This window comes from Nitrosococcus watsonii C-113 (assembly GCF_000143085.1).
Lineage (GTDB): Bacteria > Pseudomonadota > Gammaproteobacteria > Nitrosococcales > Nitrosococcaceae > Nitrosococcus > Nitrosococcus watsonii.
The window spans coordinates 2,967,055-2,983,546 of sequence record NC_014315.1; the positions used below are offsets into that span (position 1 = coordinate 2,967,055).

Genomic DNA, 16,492 nt, shown 5'->3' on the forward strand with positions numbered 1-16,492 from the left:
AACTCCTATGGGCTTGTTGCTGCCAGTGGAACTCCGCCATGGCTGATTTTTGACTTGTTCTTACAGCACTTCATCCACCTGGAGAACTCGCTTCTCTCAGCAAAACTGAAGCGGTTCTTGATAGCCAGCATTTCCGTGGAATCGACCGCCCGCCAAGAAACTACCACTGACAATCCTATCTCCCACGGCTAAGGTTGAAACTAACGGTCCATCCTTCTATCAAGTATAACCCAGCATAAATGCGCCCAAATATACTGTACTTGCTATGGTCAGCGTACCCCCCATAAATATGATCCAAGGAACTCGAGTACGAACCCCTAAGAAGCAGATTCCAATCCCCACCACAAGCGCATACACGGCCATGCCTACGATTACCCCTTCATCACCCGTCGGGGCACCTATATCTCCGGTTATAGCATCTTCGCGATAGCGCATGGAAAGCTCCTCCAAATTATTTAAAAAAGAGAAAACATGATATTGATATACATCTTTACGCATCCTAACCAATGGGAGTATCCAATTCAATAATATTATGCCATCTGATCATAATTTGCGGTAAGAAAGCAGCTAACACCCCCCTAACCGTTCAGCCTCACGACGTACAGTCTCATTGCCAAAGTGCAGCACTAGGGGGCGCAGGGCCCGGCGCAAGGCTTCAATCACCTGGGCTCGGCCTGAAAGCTCTAGGACTGCGGCCGCTTCTCCCCAACTCCTTTTCTGGAGTACTTTGACAATTAACGCATTCCTCTCCTCCTCCCCCAAAAGCCTTTCGCTCTCAGGGACCGCAAGTGCCCCGCAAACCAACTTCCAAATAGGCGCAATACACACCTCATACACACGCCAGCCAAAGGCAAAAGCCAGCACATCACACCAGTCCTGGCGATCCAAGGGTAGTGAACTGGTCCGGCCCCCGCAGCGCAGAAAGCAAGCCGCAAGGCGGGGTTCTAGCTCCCGGAGGGGATCTGAAAGCTGGTGGGGCAGATGCGCCTGGAAGCGATGATGGGCTACTTTCACTAACGCCTGACCCGAATTTAACAACGGATAAAGAACAAGAACGGAGTGGGCGCCACTGGTAGCACCCCGTTTTACACTGAGGCGTACTGGCAGAAAATCCAGCCGTTCCCAAAAACGCAGTAACTCCTCGGTAACGCCAAAACTACTTCCTAAATAATCGAGCTCTTTAGTTTTTAACTCCTTAATAAGCGCCCCCACCAGCTGGCTCCCTAAGCCTTGGCTTTGTACAGCGGGATGGACGGCAATACGCATTATCCGGGCACACCGCAACCTGGGCGCTTGCACTAATCCCATGTGGGCCGCCAAGGATTCCGGAAGCAAATGCCCATGGGGGCGGATACGCCCTTCCCATACCCCTCTTGCTGTTTCCTCATCAAATCCTCCCTCCAAAGCCAGCAGGGCCGTGGCCACTACATGTCCCCGATAGCGCATTGCGTACACCAGCAGATTAGGGCCATCAAGCAAATGGCGAAGGTCGTAAGGCCGGGTCTGATAATGGGCTAGCACCAGTAAACCGAAAAGTTGGGAAAGGGTAGCCTCATCCTTCACCAGGACTTCCCGGTCCAGTTGTTCCACCAAAGTATTTTCAGGACGCGCCAGCGCAACCGCCGCAGCAGGCGCGGCCTTGGCATTTAGCAGCAGCGCTTGAAAGACGAAATGCTCCAGGGGATCGCCGCTTCCCCAACGGATAGGAGTCTCTAACCGCAATGCCCTCCATCCGCGGGTCCGTTCGTCCAACACCTTATGGAAGCGAAGGGCAAATCCCCGCCCGGTCCCTTCATAACCATGCATAGTGGTGGCAAACGCAATACGCGGGTAATGCTGGAGCAACTGTTCCAGCAAGGGAGCGGAAAGAGCAGCCGCCTCATCCACCAACAATAGGTCCGCAGGCTGGGGAGCGCGAATAAGCGCATCGGGGGCGGCAAATTCCAGACGCGCCCCATGGAGAGTCAGCACCGTTCTGGAAACACTGGCTTGGGGCAATAGGCGTTGGGCATGCTGGAACAAGGACGTCACCGTATCCAGCCGCGGCCCTGTTACGATGATACGCTTGATTCCCCGCCGCAACAACCGCGCTGCTCCAATTCCCAAGGCCGCTGACTTGCCTCGGCCACGGTCCGAGGTTAACACCACGGGCCGCCGCCGCTGTCCCGTCATCACTTTTACGATAGCCTCCACTGCTCGGCGCTGATCCGCCGTGCGACATTCCCCATCCCCTCCTTTATCAGCCATGGATTTATCGTTAATTCCGGTATTAGCTGAAGTAACTTGCTGGACTTTAGGGAACGCTTTTGCTTGCTCTACAAGCACCATCCCTTCCGCTTTGCGGATGAGCCGTACCAGTCGTTCAATAAAACGGCCGGTAACATCGGTCATTCGATAGGGAAACGTCACAATACGGGCATGCTCGGGATCAGGAAAAGCGGGCCATGCCGCCAGGGGCGGAGTGAGCAAAAATAGGAGCCCGCCGCCCCGGATAGCGCCGGTGATAATGCCAAAGGCATCCAAATCAAAACCGCTGTGAGCATTAAATACGAGGGCATCCACTTCTTGCCCCAGAAACTGATGCGCTTTAGCTGCCTCCAACTTCCATGCGTTTTCAGGGGCAGAAGCAGAAATCCACGGAACCCGCTCCAACAAAGCACCTTCCAAACTTGCTTGGGCGGCTTGCAGGCACCAATTTTGATCTCCCGAAAACACTAAAGCCCGCCGCTGGTAACTCGCCTTAGCCGCAGCTACCAAAGCGGCGGTTATTTTTCTGAAATTATCCAAAATTTAAAAAGAGAAATAAGCCAGTATACGGCTAGTAACCAAATGGGATTAGAAGCCTTACAGCTGAGACGCCTGGGTCACCAAATAAATTACAAACACCACTACGACGAGCAGAATACCCCAGGTTAAGGACACAATAAACCGGCTCATTGGCTCTAATAATCGATCTGAGAGGGACTTTTTCTGCTTTTTATTTTCTTTCTTGGATTGAGCCATCTCGCTGGGTGATTCTCCTATGCCGTCGCCAAAACGTGTTTCTATGTCTTCTTATGCTAAGCTTTTTAAGAAGTCAAATAAAATTGAATAGGCTCACAAGCATGGCTCAAAACGTCACCCAAAAACTGATTACAGATCACCTAATTTCCGGTGAGATGGAAGCCGGTACGGAAATCGCTTTGCGTATCGATCAAACCTTAACTCAGGATGCCACTGGCACTCTCGTGATGCTGGAATTCGAGGCCATGGGAATTCCCCAGGTCAAAACCGAATGCTCTGTTCAATACGTTGACCATAACCTTATTCAGGAAGACTTTAAAAATCCGGATGACCATCTGTTCCTACGCAGCGCCTGCAAAAAATTCGGCCTCTGGTACAGTCGCCCAGGCAATGGGGTCAGCCATCCCGTGCATATGGAGCGCTTTGGCATTCCAGGCAAAACCTTGTTAGGCTCGGATAGCCATACGCCCGCTGCGGGCTCGCTAGGAATGCTGGCCATAGGCGCTGGCGGGTTGGAAGTAGCCATGGCCATGGCGGGCGAGCCACTTTACACTAAAATGCCCAAAGTGTGGGGTGTCAAACTGACAGGCCAACTTCCCCCTTGGGTGAGTGCCAAGGACGTTATTTTAGAGATGCTGCGCCGGCACGACGTGAATGGAGGCGTAGGCAAAATTATTGAATACTATGGACCGGGCCTGGCGAATCTGACCGCCATGGACCGACACGTTATCGCCAATATGGGGGCTGAACTGGGCGCGACGACCACCGTCTTTCCCGCCGATGGCGCAGTAAAAGCGTTTCTTGAGACTCAACAGCGGGGAGATGCCTGGAGAGAACTGCTGGCGGATCAGGACGCCAAATACGATGAGTATGAAGAAATCAACCTATCCGAACTGGAACCCCTCATTGCCCTTCCCAGCAGTCCGGGCAAGGTAGTGCCTGTACGGGAAGTGGCTGGCCGGGAAATTTACCAGACTTATATCGGCTCATCCGCTAATCCTGGCCTGCGGGACTTCGCCATAGGCGCATTGATCGTCGATGGCAAGCAAGTCCATGATCGGGTGTCCTTCGATATTAACCCTACCTCGCGGCAAATCCTGGAAAACTTGATCTCTCTAGGACTACTGGAAAAGCTCATCCGGGCCGGGGCGCGCCTGCATCAAGCCGGCTGCAATGGCTGTATTGGCATGGGGCAAGCGCCGGCCACCGGGCGCATCAGCCTGCGCACCGTCCCCCGAAATTTCCCAGGGCGCTCGGGCACCAAGGAAGACCAAGTCTATCTATGCAGCCCGGAGACGGCCGCAGCTTCGGCCTTAACCGGGAAAATTGCCGATCCGCGCACCCTAGACATGGACTATCCCCACTTCCAGGAACCGAAATCCATTCTCATCAACACCAGCATGCTTTCTCCCCCGGCTAAAAAGGAAGAAGAGATCGCACTGGAGAAAGGGCCTAACATCAAGCCTCTGCCCCCTTTCGAGCCGCTCCCCGATAATTTTGAGGGACCGGTGCTGTTAAAGGTGGGCGACGATATTTCCACGGATGGAATTATGCCCGCTGGGGCCAGGGTGCTGCCTTACCGCAGTAATATCCCGGAGATCAGCAAATTCGTCTTTGAGCCTATCGACGAAACTTACTACCAGCGAGCCATGGACCACCAACAACAAGGCTCCTTGATAGTAGGAGGAGAGAATTACGGTCAAGGATCAAGTCGGGAACATGCTGCCCTGGCCCCACGCTACCTGGGCCTAAAGGCGGTCCTTGCCAAAAGTTTTGCCCGGATTCACTGGCAGAATTTGGTCAACTTCGGTATCTTGCCCTTAACCTTTGTCAAGCTGGATGACTGGGAACGCATTGAGCAGGACGAGGTGCTCTACCTTGCCGATGTTCGCAACGCCATCCAAAAGGGAAAGAAACTCACGGTCCACAATAAAACCAAACAAGAGGATTACGAACTGGAACACTCGCTCAGTCCCCGGCAGGTGGAGATGATCCTAGAAGGCAGCCTTATTAATGTGATCCGCAAAAAGCAGTGAAGCAATCTTCAAAATGCTTTCCCCTAGAGCCTTCACGAATGGTACCCATGATTAAGTGACCTTACGCTAATACCCGCATAGCTTCGAAGATATACAAGAGGAATTCGCTTTGCTCGAAATAGCGCGCTCCCAGCAGAGGCGCTATACCTCCCTGTACGCCTTCCAAGGTCTAGGAAAAATTCCATGAACTTTCAACCCAGCCCTTTACAGGCACTAATCTTATGGCGGCTACTGACGAGCGAAGGGCAAGCCTACCTGGCCGATATCCGTCCCAAACCCAAGCGGCGCGATCGGAAAGCTCTGCTAGAGGCGAAATTTATCGAAGAACAATGGCGGCGCAAACCCCAAGGCAGCCGGGCGATCCATGTCCAACTTACCGATAGGGCCTGGGCTTGGGCCGGAGAGCATATGGATGCTAGAATCTCCCATCGCTCCCCGGCGGCAGGCCCTATCCTCCAGAGCTTGCTTGCCCGCTTGCAACCCGTCTTGAAAAGTCGGCACATCACCCTGGCGGAAATTTTTAGCTCAGCTCAACTAGCTCCCCCGGGTGAAAATTTGGAGCAACAGCTACGGCAAGCCTATTTTCATCTCTCCGGCCGCCAAGGGAACAGCCGGGTTCGGCTTGCCCAACTGCGGCGGCAGCTAGAAGCGATTCCTCGCTCTAGGCTGGATGAATTATTGCTGACATTACAGCGGGAAGGAAAACTAATACTGTCTCCCCTTGATGATTCCCGGGAAATTTCACCGGATGACCAAAAAGCAGCCCTAAGTGTCGCTGGATTTAAGCGGCATCTTGTGTACATGCAAAAGTAACCAACCATGGACGAATATAGAGTACTGAAAACCGTTAATTTTGACTGGACCATGCAATTACAAAGCGTGTGGCGCAACTCGCCGCTACACGTACCGGGACTCCATGAAAACGTGCGGGCTGAGCTTATGGAAACCTTGAAAGAAAGGATGGGAAACCAGGATCAAAATCCCCTCGGACAAATCATTACTGGCCCAGCAGGCGCTGGAAAAACTCATCTCCTTAGCGCTATGCGCCAGGAAGTTGCCGCCCTCCCAGCCTGGTTTGTATTGGTGGATATGACCGATATCAAGGATTTCTGGGAAACAGTGCTACTGGGTTATCTCAACTCCCTGCAACAGGCGGCTTTAGGCAAACAACCCCAGTTCCGCAGTCTTCTGAAACATCTCCTGAATCCAGATAGTAAGCCTCAAAATTCTTTTTCCACCTTTTATCGAACTCCGTCTCAGCCGAAAAAATCCCTGCTCCAATGGCTGATAGCGCCATTAGCAGGCAAAAAAACCCGGTGCCAGGAAGCTGCGCCTGCTACGCCCCGGCAAATAGCGGAATATGGGGACAAGGAACTCGTCCAAGTCATCAGGCAGACTATCAACCGCCTGAGCACGCAGTATCCGGAGGAGATTCGAGCCCATCAAGATGCTCTCCGCGCCTTGATATTGCTCAATTCCAACGATCTCGAGCGCGCCAACGTGGGTTACAGTTGGCTCCAAGGCATGCCTATTGATGAGACCGATCGGCATCTGTTTGGCTTTTTATGGCCCCAGCGGCAACCTTCTGAAATCGTAAAGTCCTTGTCTTGGCTAATGAGCCGCTATGCCCCTACCTTGCTGGCTTTTGATCAACTAGATGCCATTATGAGCCAATACCATATCACTGCCAGCGCTGGCGAGGGGGAGCAGATAACCGGGGAGCAGCGCGCTTCCCAAGCCATCATCGAAGGCGTTGCGGACGGCTTTATGGCTGTCCGGGATACGGTCTATCGCACCGCTACCGTTTTAGCCTGCCTGGAAGCAAGTTGGGAAATATTGCGAAAGGGAAGTCTGAGTTCGGCAACCGATCGGTTTGCTTCCCCTCAACCCTTGCCACCCATCAATAACGCCACGCTCGCAGAGGAGATCATCACCCTTCGCCTCGCTCATGCTTACCGTACCCATGGGTTTACGCCCCCCTATCCTAGCTGGCCTTTCCAACCAGAATTCTTTACTAGCGCGGCCACGCTCCTACCCCGGGAATTGTTAAAACGGTGCGAGGAACATCGGCTTCAATGTTTAAGCAAGGGCAAGGGCAAGGTCATGGAGCTAGCCTGCATCGAAGCGCCACCGGAATCCACCGAGACCTTAGCTACCGCCCGCCCAGACCCAGACCCAGACCCAGACCTCGAGCTTGACCAGTCTTACCAGGAATTCTGCCGCCAGGCCCCCATACAGGCACTGTTATCCGAGGAAGCAGAAGATGAAGTACTGGGAGCGCTGATACCCACTCTGTGCCGCTGCCTCCTGCGGGAAGCCCCACCGCCGGAAAACAGGCAGGGAGTGGTCGATACCGAATTCCCAGGCGACAAAAACTACCGCGCTCTTCATGCCCGGCTCCGGATCATCGACTCCAGCCAAGAGAATCGAGAGCAACATTACTGTTTTCGTGCTTTGCAAAAAACCCACGCTACCGCCTATCAAAACCGCCTTAATGGAGCCCTTACTGCTTCCGGGATTGATCCCAGGCTGCCTTTCAGAAGGCTTATCATCGTCCGCACCACCCCTCTGCCCTTGGGCAAGGTTACCCGGGAAATTACTGACAAATTTCTCCAGGCAAAGGGTAAATTCGCCGCGCCTAACGAACAAGATCTAAGAACCATGTGGGCGCTCCATAAACTTGAGCAACAAAACTTGCCTGGCTTTGAAGCATGGCTTCGCCAGCGCCGCCCCGCAACTCAACTCCAATGGCTCCAGGAAACAGAAATTACCGAATGCCTTGTTGCTGATGCATTCCCTCTGAAAAATAACCCGCCTTTAGACACCAAAGAGAGCACGGATATCTGGACCAATCTCCCGGCCCTAAAGCGGTACAATTACAAAACCACCGCGCCCTTGTACCCGTCGGCCCTGCCGGTGGGGCAAACGCTATCGAACCCTGCCGAAAAGATGACTATCCCCTTGCCCCTGCTCGCACAATATACTGGAGTATTGGCGGGGAGTGGCTCAGGCAAGACAGTGCTCTTGAAAAGGTGGGTAGAAGAAGCCGCGTTGCTAGGCATCCCCTCCATCGTAATAGACCGTACTCATACCCTAGCATCCCTAGGAAAACAGTGGCCCATCCCCCCCGCCATCTGGACTTCGGAGGATCAGGAAAAGGCGGAACGTTATCATGCCAACACCGAGGTGATTATCTGGACTCCTGGACAAACAGATGGTAACCCCTTGCCGTTGGAGCCATTACCCGATCTCGCTTCGCTCCTGGAGCAGTCGGAAAAATTCCAGCAAGCTCTTGAGATGGCCCAGTCCACCTTGAAAGAAATCGTAGCCCCCGGAAAATCCGCCCATTCAGAGTATAAAATGGACGTTCTCACTGCAGCGCTAAAACTCTTTGCTATCCAAAAGGGGAAAACCCTGCCGGATCTTATCGCCATTCTCTCCCACCTACCGGCGGAAATCAGTACCAGTATCTCCAGCGCCACTCGCCTGGGGAGCGAAATGGCCCAGCGTCTGCAAGCGGAGATACAAAACAATCGCTTGTTCTATCCGGAAACCCCTTTCCTCGATCCTGGCTGCCTCTTTAAAGGAACTTCAGCAAACAGGACCAGGATATCCATCATCAACCTGGCCGGTTTACCTGACCTTAAAACCCAGCAGCAGTTTCTTAATCAGTTAGCCATAACCCTGCTAGGCTGGATAAAACAGCATTCCGCCTCTCCTTCCATGCCAGTACAGGGTTTTTTGATACTGGACGAGGCCGAGGATTTTATCCCTGCCGATACCTCCACGCCCTGCAAAGACAACTTGCTAAAACTGGCGGACTACGCCCCTACCGGCGGTCTCGGCTTAGTTTTCTCTACCCAGAACCCTAAAAATATCGCTTCCCCTATCGTTTCTGACTGTTTCACTCAATTTTTTGGAAAAGCCAGCGCACCGGCTACCATCGAAGCCATACGGGAGCAATTCAAAATGCGTGGCGACAAGGAGGACGACATCCCTACCCTAGAAGCCGGTCATTTTTATCTCCATACAGAAGGAATGCCCGCCCCGGTAAAAGTGGCGGTACCCTGGTGCCTCTCTTATCACCCCCCTCACCCTCCGGGGAAGGACGAAGTCCTAAAACGGGCCGCCGCCTCCCGCCTCCACGCCAAAGACCCATAAGGAGATTCAGCTACATTTTTACCGAGGCGTTCTCTCTGAAGGCAGAGATTTTTGTGAATTTTCTCACCTTTCTAGAAACTTTCCCAAAAGCTTTACGGTTTTTTTGCAAATAAAACTTGCACAATAAATATATTTATTCTTTAATATGTAGTAAGAATGCTTTTTTATAGTAGCCATCTGGAGATAGCAAACGTTTTTTTCATGAGTGATTCCCTTCGATAGCATCAAGCTGGTCCAAAGAGTATTTTCTTTGGCCTTTAAGCCTCGCGATGATTTGCCGAGGCTTTTTTTTATGCAACACAACCAGCATCGGCATGGAATCATATCTAATCCGGGGACTTTCCTTTCCTGCCTCGCCAGCGAATGATTCCTCAAAAGAGGATAGGAGAACCTTTATAGGCTCTCCAAAGGAAAACGGCTGTATTAAATCAAATTTAGTTGCCGTACACCGTCAAGGTATAGTTGCCGATGATGCCGAGGATGTTGCGTGCATGCCAGTCAACATGGGTAACCTCTTTAATACCCCCATTGGCTTTAGCTGTTTCAATACTGCAATCGCCAGTCGCTACGAGTGACAGAACACTCTGACACTTGGCAGTACCCTTTTTAGTGGCAGTGACGTTGGAGGTGGCAGTTACGGGAAGATCCAATTCTGTGTACAGTCCACCGATTGGCCTAGAAGTTGCGCACCCACCAAGAACGATGGAAGCCGCAATAATTCCACTAGCAAATATTCTTTTCATGGTTAACCCATCCTTTCTAGATTTTTTAGATTTCCTCAAATGCAAGACCACTCATTCCCGCCAATCTTAGTATAGTGTATAGGAAAATAAATACTTCCTTCTTTTTTATAAGGGGATGAAATACGGGAAATTCCTTGGGCCATTAACCACCCCGACAAGTAATCAGAAATTGACAAAATGATGAAGGGGTTGAGTTAAGCCGAAGGTGAATGAAGGAGGCTGGAAATAGAGAAGAGTTGATGGGGCGGTATCAAGCAATGGTGTGTGCCACCTTTCCCTCAGTGCCGACCAGCGGAATAATCGTTAAAGTAACGCCGTGCCGCGGCGTTTACTTTTGGAGCCAGCAGCAGTGTGGCAGCCATGGTGGGAATAGCCATCATAGCGTACATGCCGTCGACCAAGCCGATGATGGTTTCCAGCGAGACCACAGATCCAGCTACAATAAGTACGCCGTAGATCCAGACATAATGGTGCTGATACTCGGCGCCAATGAGAAAGCCGAGGCACTTAGCACCGTAGTACCAAAAAGTAATGATAGTGCTCAAGCTGAGAAAGATAACCAGCAACGTCAGCAGGTAGCCCCCCGCACCGGGCAAAGCATCCTCAAAGGCTTCGGCAGTCAGCGTCACACCCGTGGTCTCGCCCTGCCAGACGCCTGTAATAAGGATCACCAGGGCAGTGCAAGTACATACCAGCAGGGTATCGATGACTGGACCGAGCATAGCCACCAGCCCCTCGCGCACTGGCTCGCTGGTTTTGGCCGCCCCGTGAGCCATGACCTCAGTACCGATACCCGCCTCGTTAGAAAAGGCACCACGGCGGACTCCCATGAGAATCACCGTGCCCAGGGCGCCGCCGGCAACAGCATGCCCGCTGAACGCATCCGAAAAAATTAGCGCTAAGGCACCGGGTATCTGCGCCCCGTGTTGCACAAGAATCACAAGGGTCAGTAGCAAATAGAATAGCACCATGCCCGGGACTAGGGCCGCAGTGACCTTGCCAATGCGCTGGATATTACCCAGGATAATGACCAGCGTTGCGGCAGCAAGAAGGACACCCGTGAGCACATCATAACCAAGGTGCTCATCGGCACGCGCCCAACCCAAAGGGATGGCGAAGAGGTCCCGGGTGATTTGCACAAGCTGGTTGGCTTGAAAGACAGGCAGTGTGCCCACCATCCCGGCAACCGCAAAGAGACCCGCGAGGGGTAGCCAGCGACGGCCCAGTCCTTCACGGATCACGTACATCGGGCCACCCTGCCATGCACCGCGGCTGTCACGGCCACGGTACATAATCGCTAGGGTGCAAGTATAAAATTTTGTGGCAACGCCGACTACCGCCGTCACCCACATCCAGAAGATAGCGCCAGGCCCTCCCATGGTAATGGCTACCGCCACACCCGCAAGGTTACCTAAACCGAGGGTGCCGGACAGTGCCGTTGTCAATGCCTGAAAGTGGGGGATCTCGCCGGTCTCATCCGGGTCGTCGTACCTGCCCAGAAGAATACCGATACTGTGGCGAAAATGCAGATAGGGCAGACAGCGCGAGTAGAAAACGAGAAAGGTACCCCCGCCAACCAGCAATAGGACCAGAGGCATGCCCCACATGAAGGCGGCGAAGGCAGTGAACCAGCATTCCAATTGTTGCATTGATCAAACTTTCTTTCTTTTTTAAAATTGGCATAGCCTGATTGTTTGCGGGTGGCACTGCAAACGGCCCGCTGGAGAAAGCGAATGCCGGAAAAAAAGACAGCCCTACTCTATTATTTTGCCTATGGCTCGAACATGGCCGTGGAGCGCCTGCAAGCACGAGTTCCCAGTGCCAAGCGGGTCGTTACGGCCCGTCTCACGGGCCATGCCTTACGTTTTCACAAAAAAGGCATGGATGGTTCCGGCAAATGTGATGTGGTGTCCACCGGCAATCCCGCCGATTGCGTACACGGCATAGTATTTGAAATCGCCACGGCTGAAAAGCCGGCATTGGATCGGGCGGAAGGCCCGCGCTATGTGCAGCAGCATGTGCAACTGGTACTGACTGACGGCAGCCCGGTCGATGCCTTTCTCTACGTGGTGGCGGACAAAGGGCGTTTCACGGATGCAGCTATAAAACCTTTCTGCTGGTACAAATATCATGTGTTATACGGTGCGCGCAGTAATGGACTGCCCGGTGACTACATCGCCCGTATAGAAGCCGAATTGGAACAGCCAGACCGTGATGAGCAGCGCCGGATACATGAAATGCGCGTCTACGTCAAAAACGCGGCCAGCGGGCCGTAAATGTCGCAGGTACGCCGATGATGTGCAGGTATCCCACAATTTCCACCGTGTAGCTATCATTGCGCCAATTGTCTAGGCGGCGCACAACAACCTCGGGATACCAGTAAAGCGCAAGGTTTTGGCGCAGGCGAAAAAAGCTGTTGGAAGTTCATAGTGCGAACCGCAACGGTGGGCGATGTGATGATCACTCGGCGGTAATACCGCGCCAACCCGCTCGGCAACTATCCCGGCTCGGACCAGAAAGCCACAGCACGACGTAGCTGCTCCGCATGAAACGCCCGGGCTTGCGGGCCGCTTGTGGCGCCATGATAAACTCCCACCGCGCGGGCTTTGGCAAAATAGCCTGGTGCTGGCAAGCCATCGCGTTGCCTACCAATCACCAGCGAGGCAATCAGCGGCACCCCGGCCGCTGCATCTTCCTCAATCAACTGCTCCAGCATCAGCGCCAGCTGGCGGATAGTCTGGGGCGGCTCCAGCGCCAACGCGCGCGCGGCATCACGATAGTACACCGGTACACCGCTGCCGGCAACTATTTTAAGATAGGCACGCAAGGCATCACTAGTCGTCACAAGCCGTGTATCCCAGGAATAAAAATTGAAGCATTATCACCTCCTGCCCCTATGGAGTGGTGTATAGAGAAGCCGATAGGGTTCCCGCCATGGGGATGAGGGCGTAGTATCACTCCACGCTGAGACCATTATGGAGGATGCTAGAGTAGCCTCTATCAAACTGATGTTGGATAGAAAGAGCTACAGCCCTGGGCTTTATTTGTCTGCGTGTATCCCCTAATCTTGTCCTGTATTTTTTGCATCCACTCATTCCACAGTAAGGAATCGGCATGAAACTTGAGACTATTGCGCTGCATGCGGGCTTTAGCGGTGATCCCACCACCAATGCTGCAACCACACCCATTTACCAAACGACCTCTTTTACCTTTGATGACACTCAGCACGGCGCTGATCTGTTCGATTTGAAGGTCCAGGGCAATATTTACTCGCGGATTATGAATCCCACCAACGAGGTACTCGAAGAACGCTTGGCCCAGCTCGAGGGCGGTGTTGGCGCGCTGGCGGTCGCCTCCGGGATGTCAGCCACCACCTATGCGCTCCAGACAATCTGCCGTACGGGTAATAATATTGTCAGCACCAGTCAGGTTTATGGCGGCACCTACAATCTGTTTGCCCACACCCTGCCAAACCAGGGCATTCATGTACGCTTTGCCAAACACGACGACTTGGAAACGGTTGAGGCGGCTATTGATGAGAACACCCGCGCCCTGTTTTGTGAGTCCATTGGTAACCCCGCGGGCAATGTGGTTGACATTCAACAATGGGCCCAGATCGCCCATGCCCATGGCCTGCCGCTGATTGTTGATAACACCGTGGCCACCTCTTTCCTGTGCCGCCCAACATTCGGATGCGGCGCCTTGCCAAGTCGAAAAGTTTAAAGCTGAATGAATACGGCTTGTTTTATGCTGACAATACTAAGTTGCCGGGAATAAATCAGGAGCAAGACATCTTTGCAGCCCTTGGTCAAAAATATGTGCAACCAGAGGCTAGAAGATAATAGAGTCTAATTGTAGGAGTACTCGATATGTCTCTATCAAGCGATGTACTTGACCTCATCAACGAGATGGCCTTCCCGAAAAGTATGGCGGAGGGTAGGGTAACTAATTTGGGTAACTCTATTATCGACCATCTCCTTAAGGTGCTTAAGTGGAAAGATCCACGAAACGAGAAAAAACATATTAATGATATCAATGGCTGGATTATTCAAGTGTACGCAATTACTCTCCGCAATAATCGGAAAATCAAGCAACGGGATTATTACCAATGGCTATATCACGAACACTTGACTGGTCGACTAACTCCGAAGAAGCACCTTGACACGCTCAAGCGTCGAGGTTACGACAAGTTACCATCTCTTCGATCAGACGAGGAGGTGCTTAGTATGTTAGATCAGATTTATCAACAATTATCGTACGACTTAACACTTGATACAGTCCCAGACATCAGAACTTACCTACCAGGAGTATCCAAGTCAAAATAATTCCCTACCTGAAATACCTGGTCCTGATCAATCCTGGTCAGGACCCATCCCAATAAGTCTTAATTGTGTTGTTCTGGTTGAAAATATTTTGTCGAATTTTCATCAACTTCGCGGGTCCAAAGCCTTCTAGGGTGTGTCGCGAATGCTTAGACGTCAACAGTCGTCAATATATTATACTAATACAATATCAATTCCATTGAGCACATACGGAATTGAATTGAAAATACTCAATTGAGAGGAGATTACGTAATGCAGTGGAGGCCCCTTTGATCATGGCGCGGACATCATCGTCCACGCCTTGACCAAGTACATGGGCGGCCACGGCACCACCATCGCCGGCGCGGTGGTGGACTCGGGCAAATTTGATTGGACGGCAAACGCTGACAAATTTCCCATGCTCAACGAGCCTGACCCCTCCTACCACGGTGTCGTCTATACGGAGGCTCTCGGTCCCGCCGCCTTTATCGGCCGCTGTCGTGTAGTGCCGTTGCGCAACACCGGCGCTGCGTTATCGCCTTTCAACGCTTTTTTGATTATGCAGGGCTTGGAAACCCTCGGCTTACGTATGGAGCGTCACTGCGAGAACAGCGAAAAGGTCGCCAACTACCTGCAGAATCATGACAAGGTCGCGTGGGTCAACTATGCCACATTGGATGACAGCCCCTACAAGGCCACCTGCGACAAAATTTGTGGCGGTCGCGCCTCGGGCATTCTCAGCTTCGGCATCAAAGGAGGCATTGAGGGCGGCACCCGCTTTATCGATGCTCTGCAGATGATTTACCGTTTGGTCAATATCGGCGATGCCAAGACATTGGCCTGCCACCCGGCTTCAACAACCCACCGCCAGCTCAGCGAAGAAGAGCTGGCCTCGGCGGGCGTGAGCAAGGATTTAGTGCGCTTGTCCATTGGCATCGAACACATCGATGACATCATTGCCGACCTCGAACAGGCACTGGCCCAGGTGTAAGCCCGGCTCACGCCGCTCTAACAAGGCCACCCGAGGGTGGCCTTTCAACTGACGCCACCTTCGCTTTATTGGACGCCAAAACAATTTTATCCTTCGCGGGTCAAGCGTTCACAGCCGGTTGGCGTCGAATGTATTACAAGACGACACATCACCAGACGCCAGGCCGGTCCGGAACCAATGCACTCTTTGCGCTGAGGTGCCGTGGGTAAAGGATTCCGGGATAATATAGCCTTGACTCTGCTGCTGCAGACGATCATCGCCAATCGCACTGGCGGCTTTTAATCCTTCTTCAATATCGCCCTTTTCCAGCAGCTGGCGATTACTGTCGGCATGGTGCCCCCAAATACCGGCAAAGCAATCAGCCTGTAATTCCTGCAGCACGGATAATTTATTGGCTTCCGCCTTGCTCCGGCCCTGTTTAGCCTTCATAACCCTAGCGGAGATGCCAAATAGAGTCTGCACATGGTGGCCGATCTCGTGTGCGATGACATAGGCTTGGGCAAAATCCCCAGGGACACCATAACGGGAGCGCAGCTCATCGAAAAAGCTGAGATCAAGATATACCTTGTGATCACCGGGGCAATAAAAAGGCCCCATCGCTGCCTGGCCCATGCCACAGGCCGAATTGATCATGCCACGATAGACCACTAGCCGTGGCTCCTTATAGGTCTTACCAGCTTGTGCCAACAGATTTTGCCAGGTGAGTTCGGTATCCGCCAGTACCACGGACACAAACTCCATAAGCTCCGCTTCCTCAGCCGACTGGCGTATCTCGCCGCCTTCCCCGGAAGAGCTTGTTGTCTCAATATGACTTACCGGGGTACCCCCTAACAGATCGCCCAGTTCACCTCCGCTGAAATAGAAATAGGCACCGACACCTAGCACCAGCAGCAAGGTTCCTTTAATACCGAAAAACCGGATAGCTAGCGGCAGCAGCCGTATCAACCCGCCGCCTCCCCGTCCACCGACTGCAAAACCACGTCCGGATGAACCCCGCCGGTCCTCAATGTTATCGCTCTGTCGTCTACCCTTCCAACGCATGGCTATTCTCCTCAGCGCACGGATATACAAGGATATTAGGAAGAATAAACACCCTTGTGAACTGAAACAAGTTCATCTTGCCACATGTAGCATCGCCCTAAGCAGGTGGACCAGATCTGTCCCCTTGTCTATATAGTAATGCAAACGGCTTTGCTTCTCAGATACGCCAAAAATACACCGCCATTCCTCCCTACTACCGTCCAAGCCAGGAGCATA

13 protein-coding genes and 2 pseudogenes are annotated in these 16,492 nt (G+C 52.7%); 7 read left to right on the forward strand and 8 right to left on the reverse strand.

All coding sequences use genetic code 11. The annotated features are described in order from the left end of the window. Window positions 1-219: 219 nt before the first annotated feature. From NWAT_RS13585 to NWAT_RS17150, 3 genes are all read right to left on the reverse strand, one after another. Window positions 220-435, reverse strand: a complete 216-nt coding sequence (locus NWAT_RS13585) for a hypothetical protein (protein WP_013221618.1) — start codon at window positions 433-435, stop codon at window positions 220-222. A gap of 132 nt (window positions 436-567) precedes the next feature. Beyond that, the gene (locus NWAT_RS13590) at window positions 568-2,757 is read right to left on the reverse strand and encodes a tRNA(Met) cytidine acetyltransferase TmcA (RefSeq protein ID WP_013221619.1); all 2,190 of its coding nucleotides are present in this window, start codon (window positions 2,755-2,757) and stop codon (window positions 568-570) included. An 87-nt stretch (window positions 2,758-2,844) separates the two neighbouring features. Continuing rightward, window positions 2,845-3,003, reverse strand: coding sequence for a hypothetical protein (locus NWAT_RS17150; RefSeq protein WP_013221620.1), 159 nt, complete (start codon window positions 3,001-3,003; stop codon window positions 2,845-2,847). Between the two features lie 101 nt (window positions 3,004-3,104). On the opposite strand from NWAT_RS17150, the gene NWAT_RS13595 reads away from it, so the two are divergent. From NWAT_RS13595 to NWAT_RS13605, 3 genes are all read left to right on the forward strand, one after another. Further along, window positions 3,105-5,039 carry an aconitate hydratase gene (locus NWAT_RS13595; RefSeq protein ID WP_013221621.1) on the forward strand — a complete coding sequence of 645 codons (1,935 nt, stop codon included), beginning with the start codon at window positions 3,105-3,107 and terminating at the stop codon, window positions 5,037-5,039. Window positions 5,040-5,222: 183 nt separating this feature from the next. After that, entirely contained in the window at window positions 5,223-5,852 is a 630-nt protein-coding gene (locus tag NWAT_RS13600; protein WP_013221622.1) for a hypothetical protein, read from the forward strand. 6 nt (window positions 5,853-5,858) lie between these two features. Continuing rightward, the gene (locus NWAT_RS13605) at window positions 5,859-9,200 is read left to right on the forward strand and encodes an ATPase AAA (protein ID WP_013221623.1); all 3,342 of its coding nucleotides are present in this window, start codon (window positions 5,859-5,861) and stop codon (window positions 9,198-9,200) included. Between the two features lie 434 nt (window positions 9,201-9,634). Here NWAT_RS13605 and NWAT_RS13610 read toward each other — a convergent pair whose 3' ends face one another. Together NWAT_RS13610 and NWAT_RS13615 are read right to left on the reverse strand one after the other, a co-directional pair. Further along, a complete protein-coding gene (locus NWAT_RS13610; protein ID WP_013221624.1) occupies window positions 9,635-9,943 on the reverse strand; it encodes a TRL-like family protein in 309 nt (102 codons plus the stop codon). A gap of 278 nt (window positions 9,944-10,221) precedes the next feature. Beyond that, complete coding sequence (locus NWAT_RS13615) at window positions 10,222-11,592, reverse strand: alanine/glycine:cation symporter family protein (RefSeq protein WP_013221625.1); 1,371 nt, start codon at window positions 11,590-11,592, stop codon at window positions 10,222-10,224. A gap of 51 nt (window positions 11,593-11,643) precedes the next feature. Here NWAT_RS13615 and NWAT_RS13620 point away from each other — a divergent pair, with 51 nt between their 5' ends. Continuing rightward, window positions 11,644-12,219 carry a gamma-glutamylcyclotransferase family protein gene (locus NWAT_RS13620; RefSeq protein WP_232420144.1) on the forward strand — a complete coding sequence of 192 codons (576 nt, stop codon included), beginning with the start codon at window positions 11,644-11,646 and terminating at the stop codon, window positions 12,217-12,219. A gap of 221 nt (window positions 12,220-12,440) precedes the next feature. Here the strand turns inward: NWAT_RS13620 and NWAT_RS13625 are convergent, their stop codons facing one another. Beyond that, window positions 12,441-12,788 carry a hypothetical protein gene (locus NWAT_RS13625; RefSeq protein ID WP_013221627.1) on the reverse strand — a complete coding sequence of 116 codons (348 nt, stop codon included), beginning with the start codon at window positions 12,786-12,788 and terminating at the stop codon, window positions 12,441-12,443. Window positions 12,789-13,057: 269 nt separating this feature from the next. On the opposite strand from NWAT_RS13625, the pseudogene NWAT_RS13630 reads away from it, so the two are divergent. Then, window positions 13,058-13,627 (forward strand): annotated as a pseudogene (locus NWAT_RS13630) (aminotransferase class I/II-fold pyridoxal phosphate-dependent enzyme); the annotation flags it as partial. 8 nt (window positions 13,628-13,635) lie between these two features. Further along, entirely contained in the window at window positions 13,636-13,785 is a 150-nt protein-coding gene (locus tag NWAT_RS18130) for a hypothetical protein (RefSeq protein WP_083781459.1), read from the forward strand. 36 nt (window positions 13,786-13,821) lie between these two features. On the opposite strand, the gene NWAT_RS16820 is transcribed toward NWAT_RS18130, so the two are convergent. Then, window positions 13,822-13,995 carry a hypothetical protein gene (locus tag NWAT_RS16820; RefSeq protein ID WP_157679928.1) on the reverse strand — a complete coding sequence of 58 codons (174 nt, stop codon included), beginning with the start codon at window positions 13,993-13,995 and terminating at the stop codon, window positions 13,822-13,824. Window positions 13,996-14,530: 535 nt separating this feature from the next. On the opposite strand from NWAT_RS16820, the pseudogene NWAT_RS13640 reads away from it, so the two are divergent. Further along, window positions 14,531-15,235, forward strand: a pseudogene (locus NWAT_RS13640) (PLP-dependent transferase); the annotation flags it as partial. Between the two features lie 108 nt (window positions 15,236-15,343). Here the strand turns inward: NWAT_RS13640 and ypfJ are convergent. Continuing rightward, complete coding sequence (gene ypfJ, locus NWAT_RS13645) at window positions 15,344-16,276, reverse strand: KPN_02809 family neutral zinc metallopeptidase (protein ID WP_013221629.1); 933 nt, start codon at window positions 16,274-16,276, stop codon at window positions 15,344-15,346. Window positions 16,277-16,492: the final 216 nt, after the last annotated feature.

Bases quoted from the DNA above. Each gene is read 5' to 3' on its own strand.
- NWAT_RS13585 (WP_013221618.1), bottom strand. From the start codon at position 435: ATGCGCTATCGCGAAGATGCTATAACCGGAGATATAGGTGCCCCGACG.
- NWAT_RS17150 (WP_013221620.1), bottom strand. From the start codon at position 3,003: ATGGCTCAATCCAAGAAAGAAAATAAAAAGCAGAAAAAGTCCCTCTCA.
- NWAT_RS13595 (WP_013221621.1), top strand. From the start codon at position 3,105: ATGGCTCAAAACGTCACCCAAAAACTGATTACAGATCACCTAATTTCC.
- NWAT_RS13600 (WP_013221622.1), top strand. From the start codon at position 5,223: ATGAACTTTCAACCCAGCCCTTTACAGGCACTAATCTTATGGCGGCTA.
- NWAT_RS13605 (WP_013221623.1), top strand. From the start codon at position 5,859: ATGGACGAATATAGAGTACTGAAAACCGTTAATTTTGACTGGACCATG.
- NWAT_RS13610 (WP_013221624.1), bottom strand. From the start codon at position 9,943: ATGAAAAGAATATTTGCTAGTGGAATTATTGCGGCTTCCATCGTTCTT.
- NWAT_RS13615 (WP_013221625.1), bottom strand. From the start codon at position 11,592: ATGCAACAATTGGAATGCTGGTTCACTGCCTTCGCCGCCTTCATGTGG.
- NWAT_RS18130 (WP_083781459.1), top strand. From the start codon at position 13,636: ATGCGGCGCCTTGCCAAGTCGAAAAGTTTAAAGCTGAATGAATACGGC.
- ypfJ (WP_013221629.1), bottom strand. From the start codon at position 16,276: ATGCGTTGGAAGGGTAGACGACAGAGCGATAACATTGAGGACCGGCGG.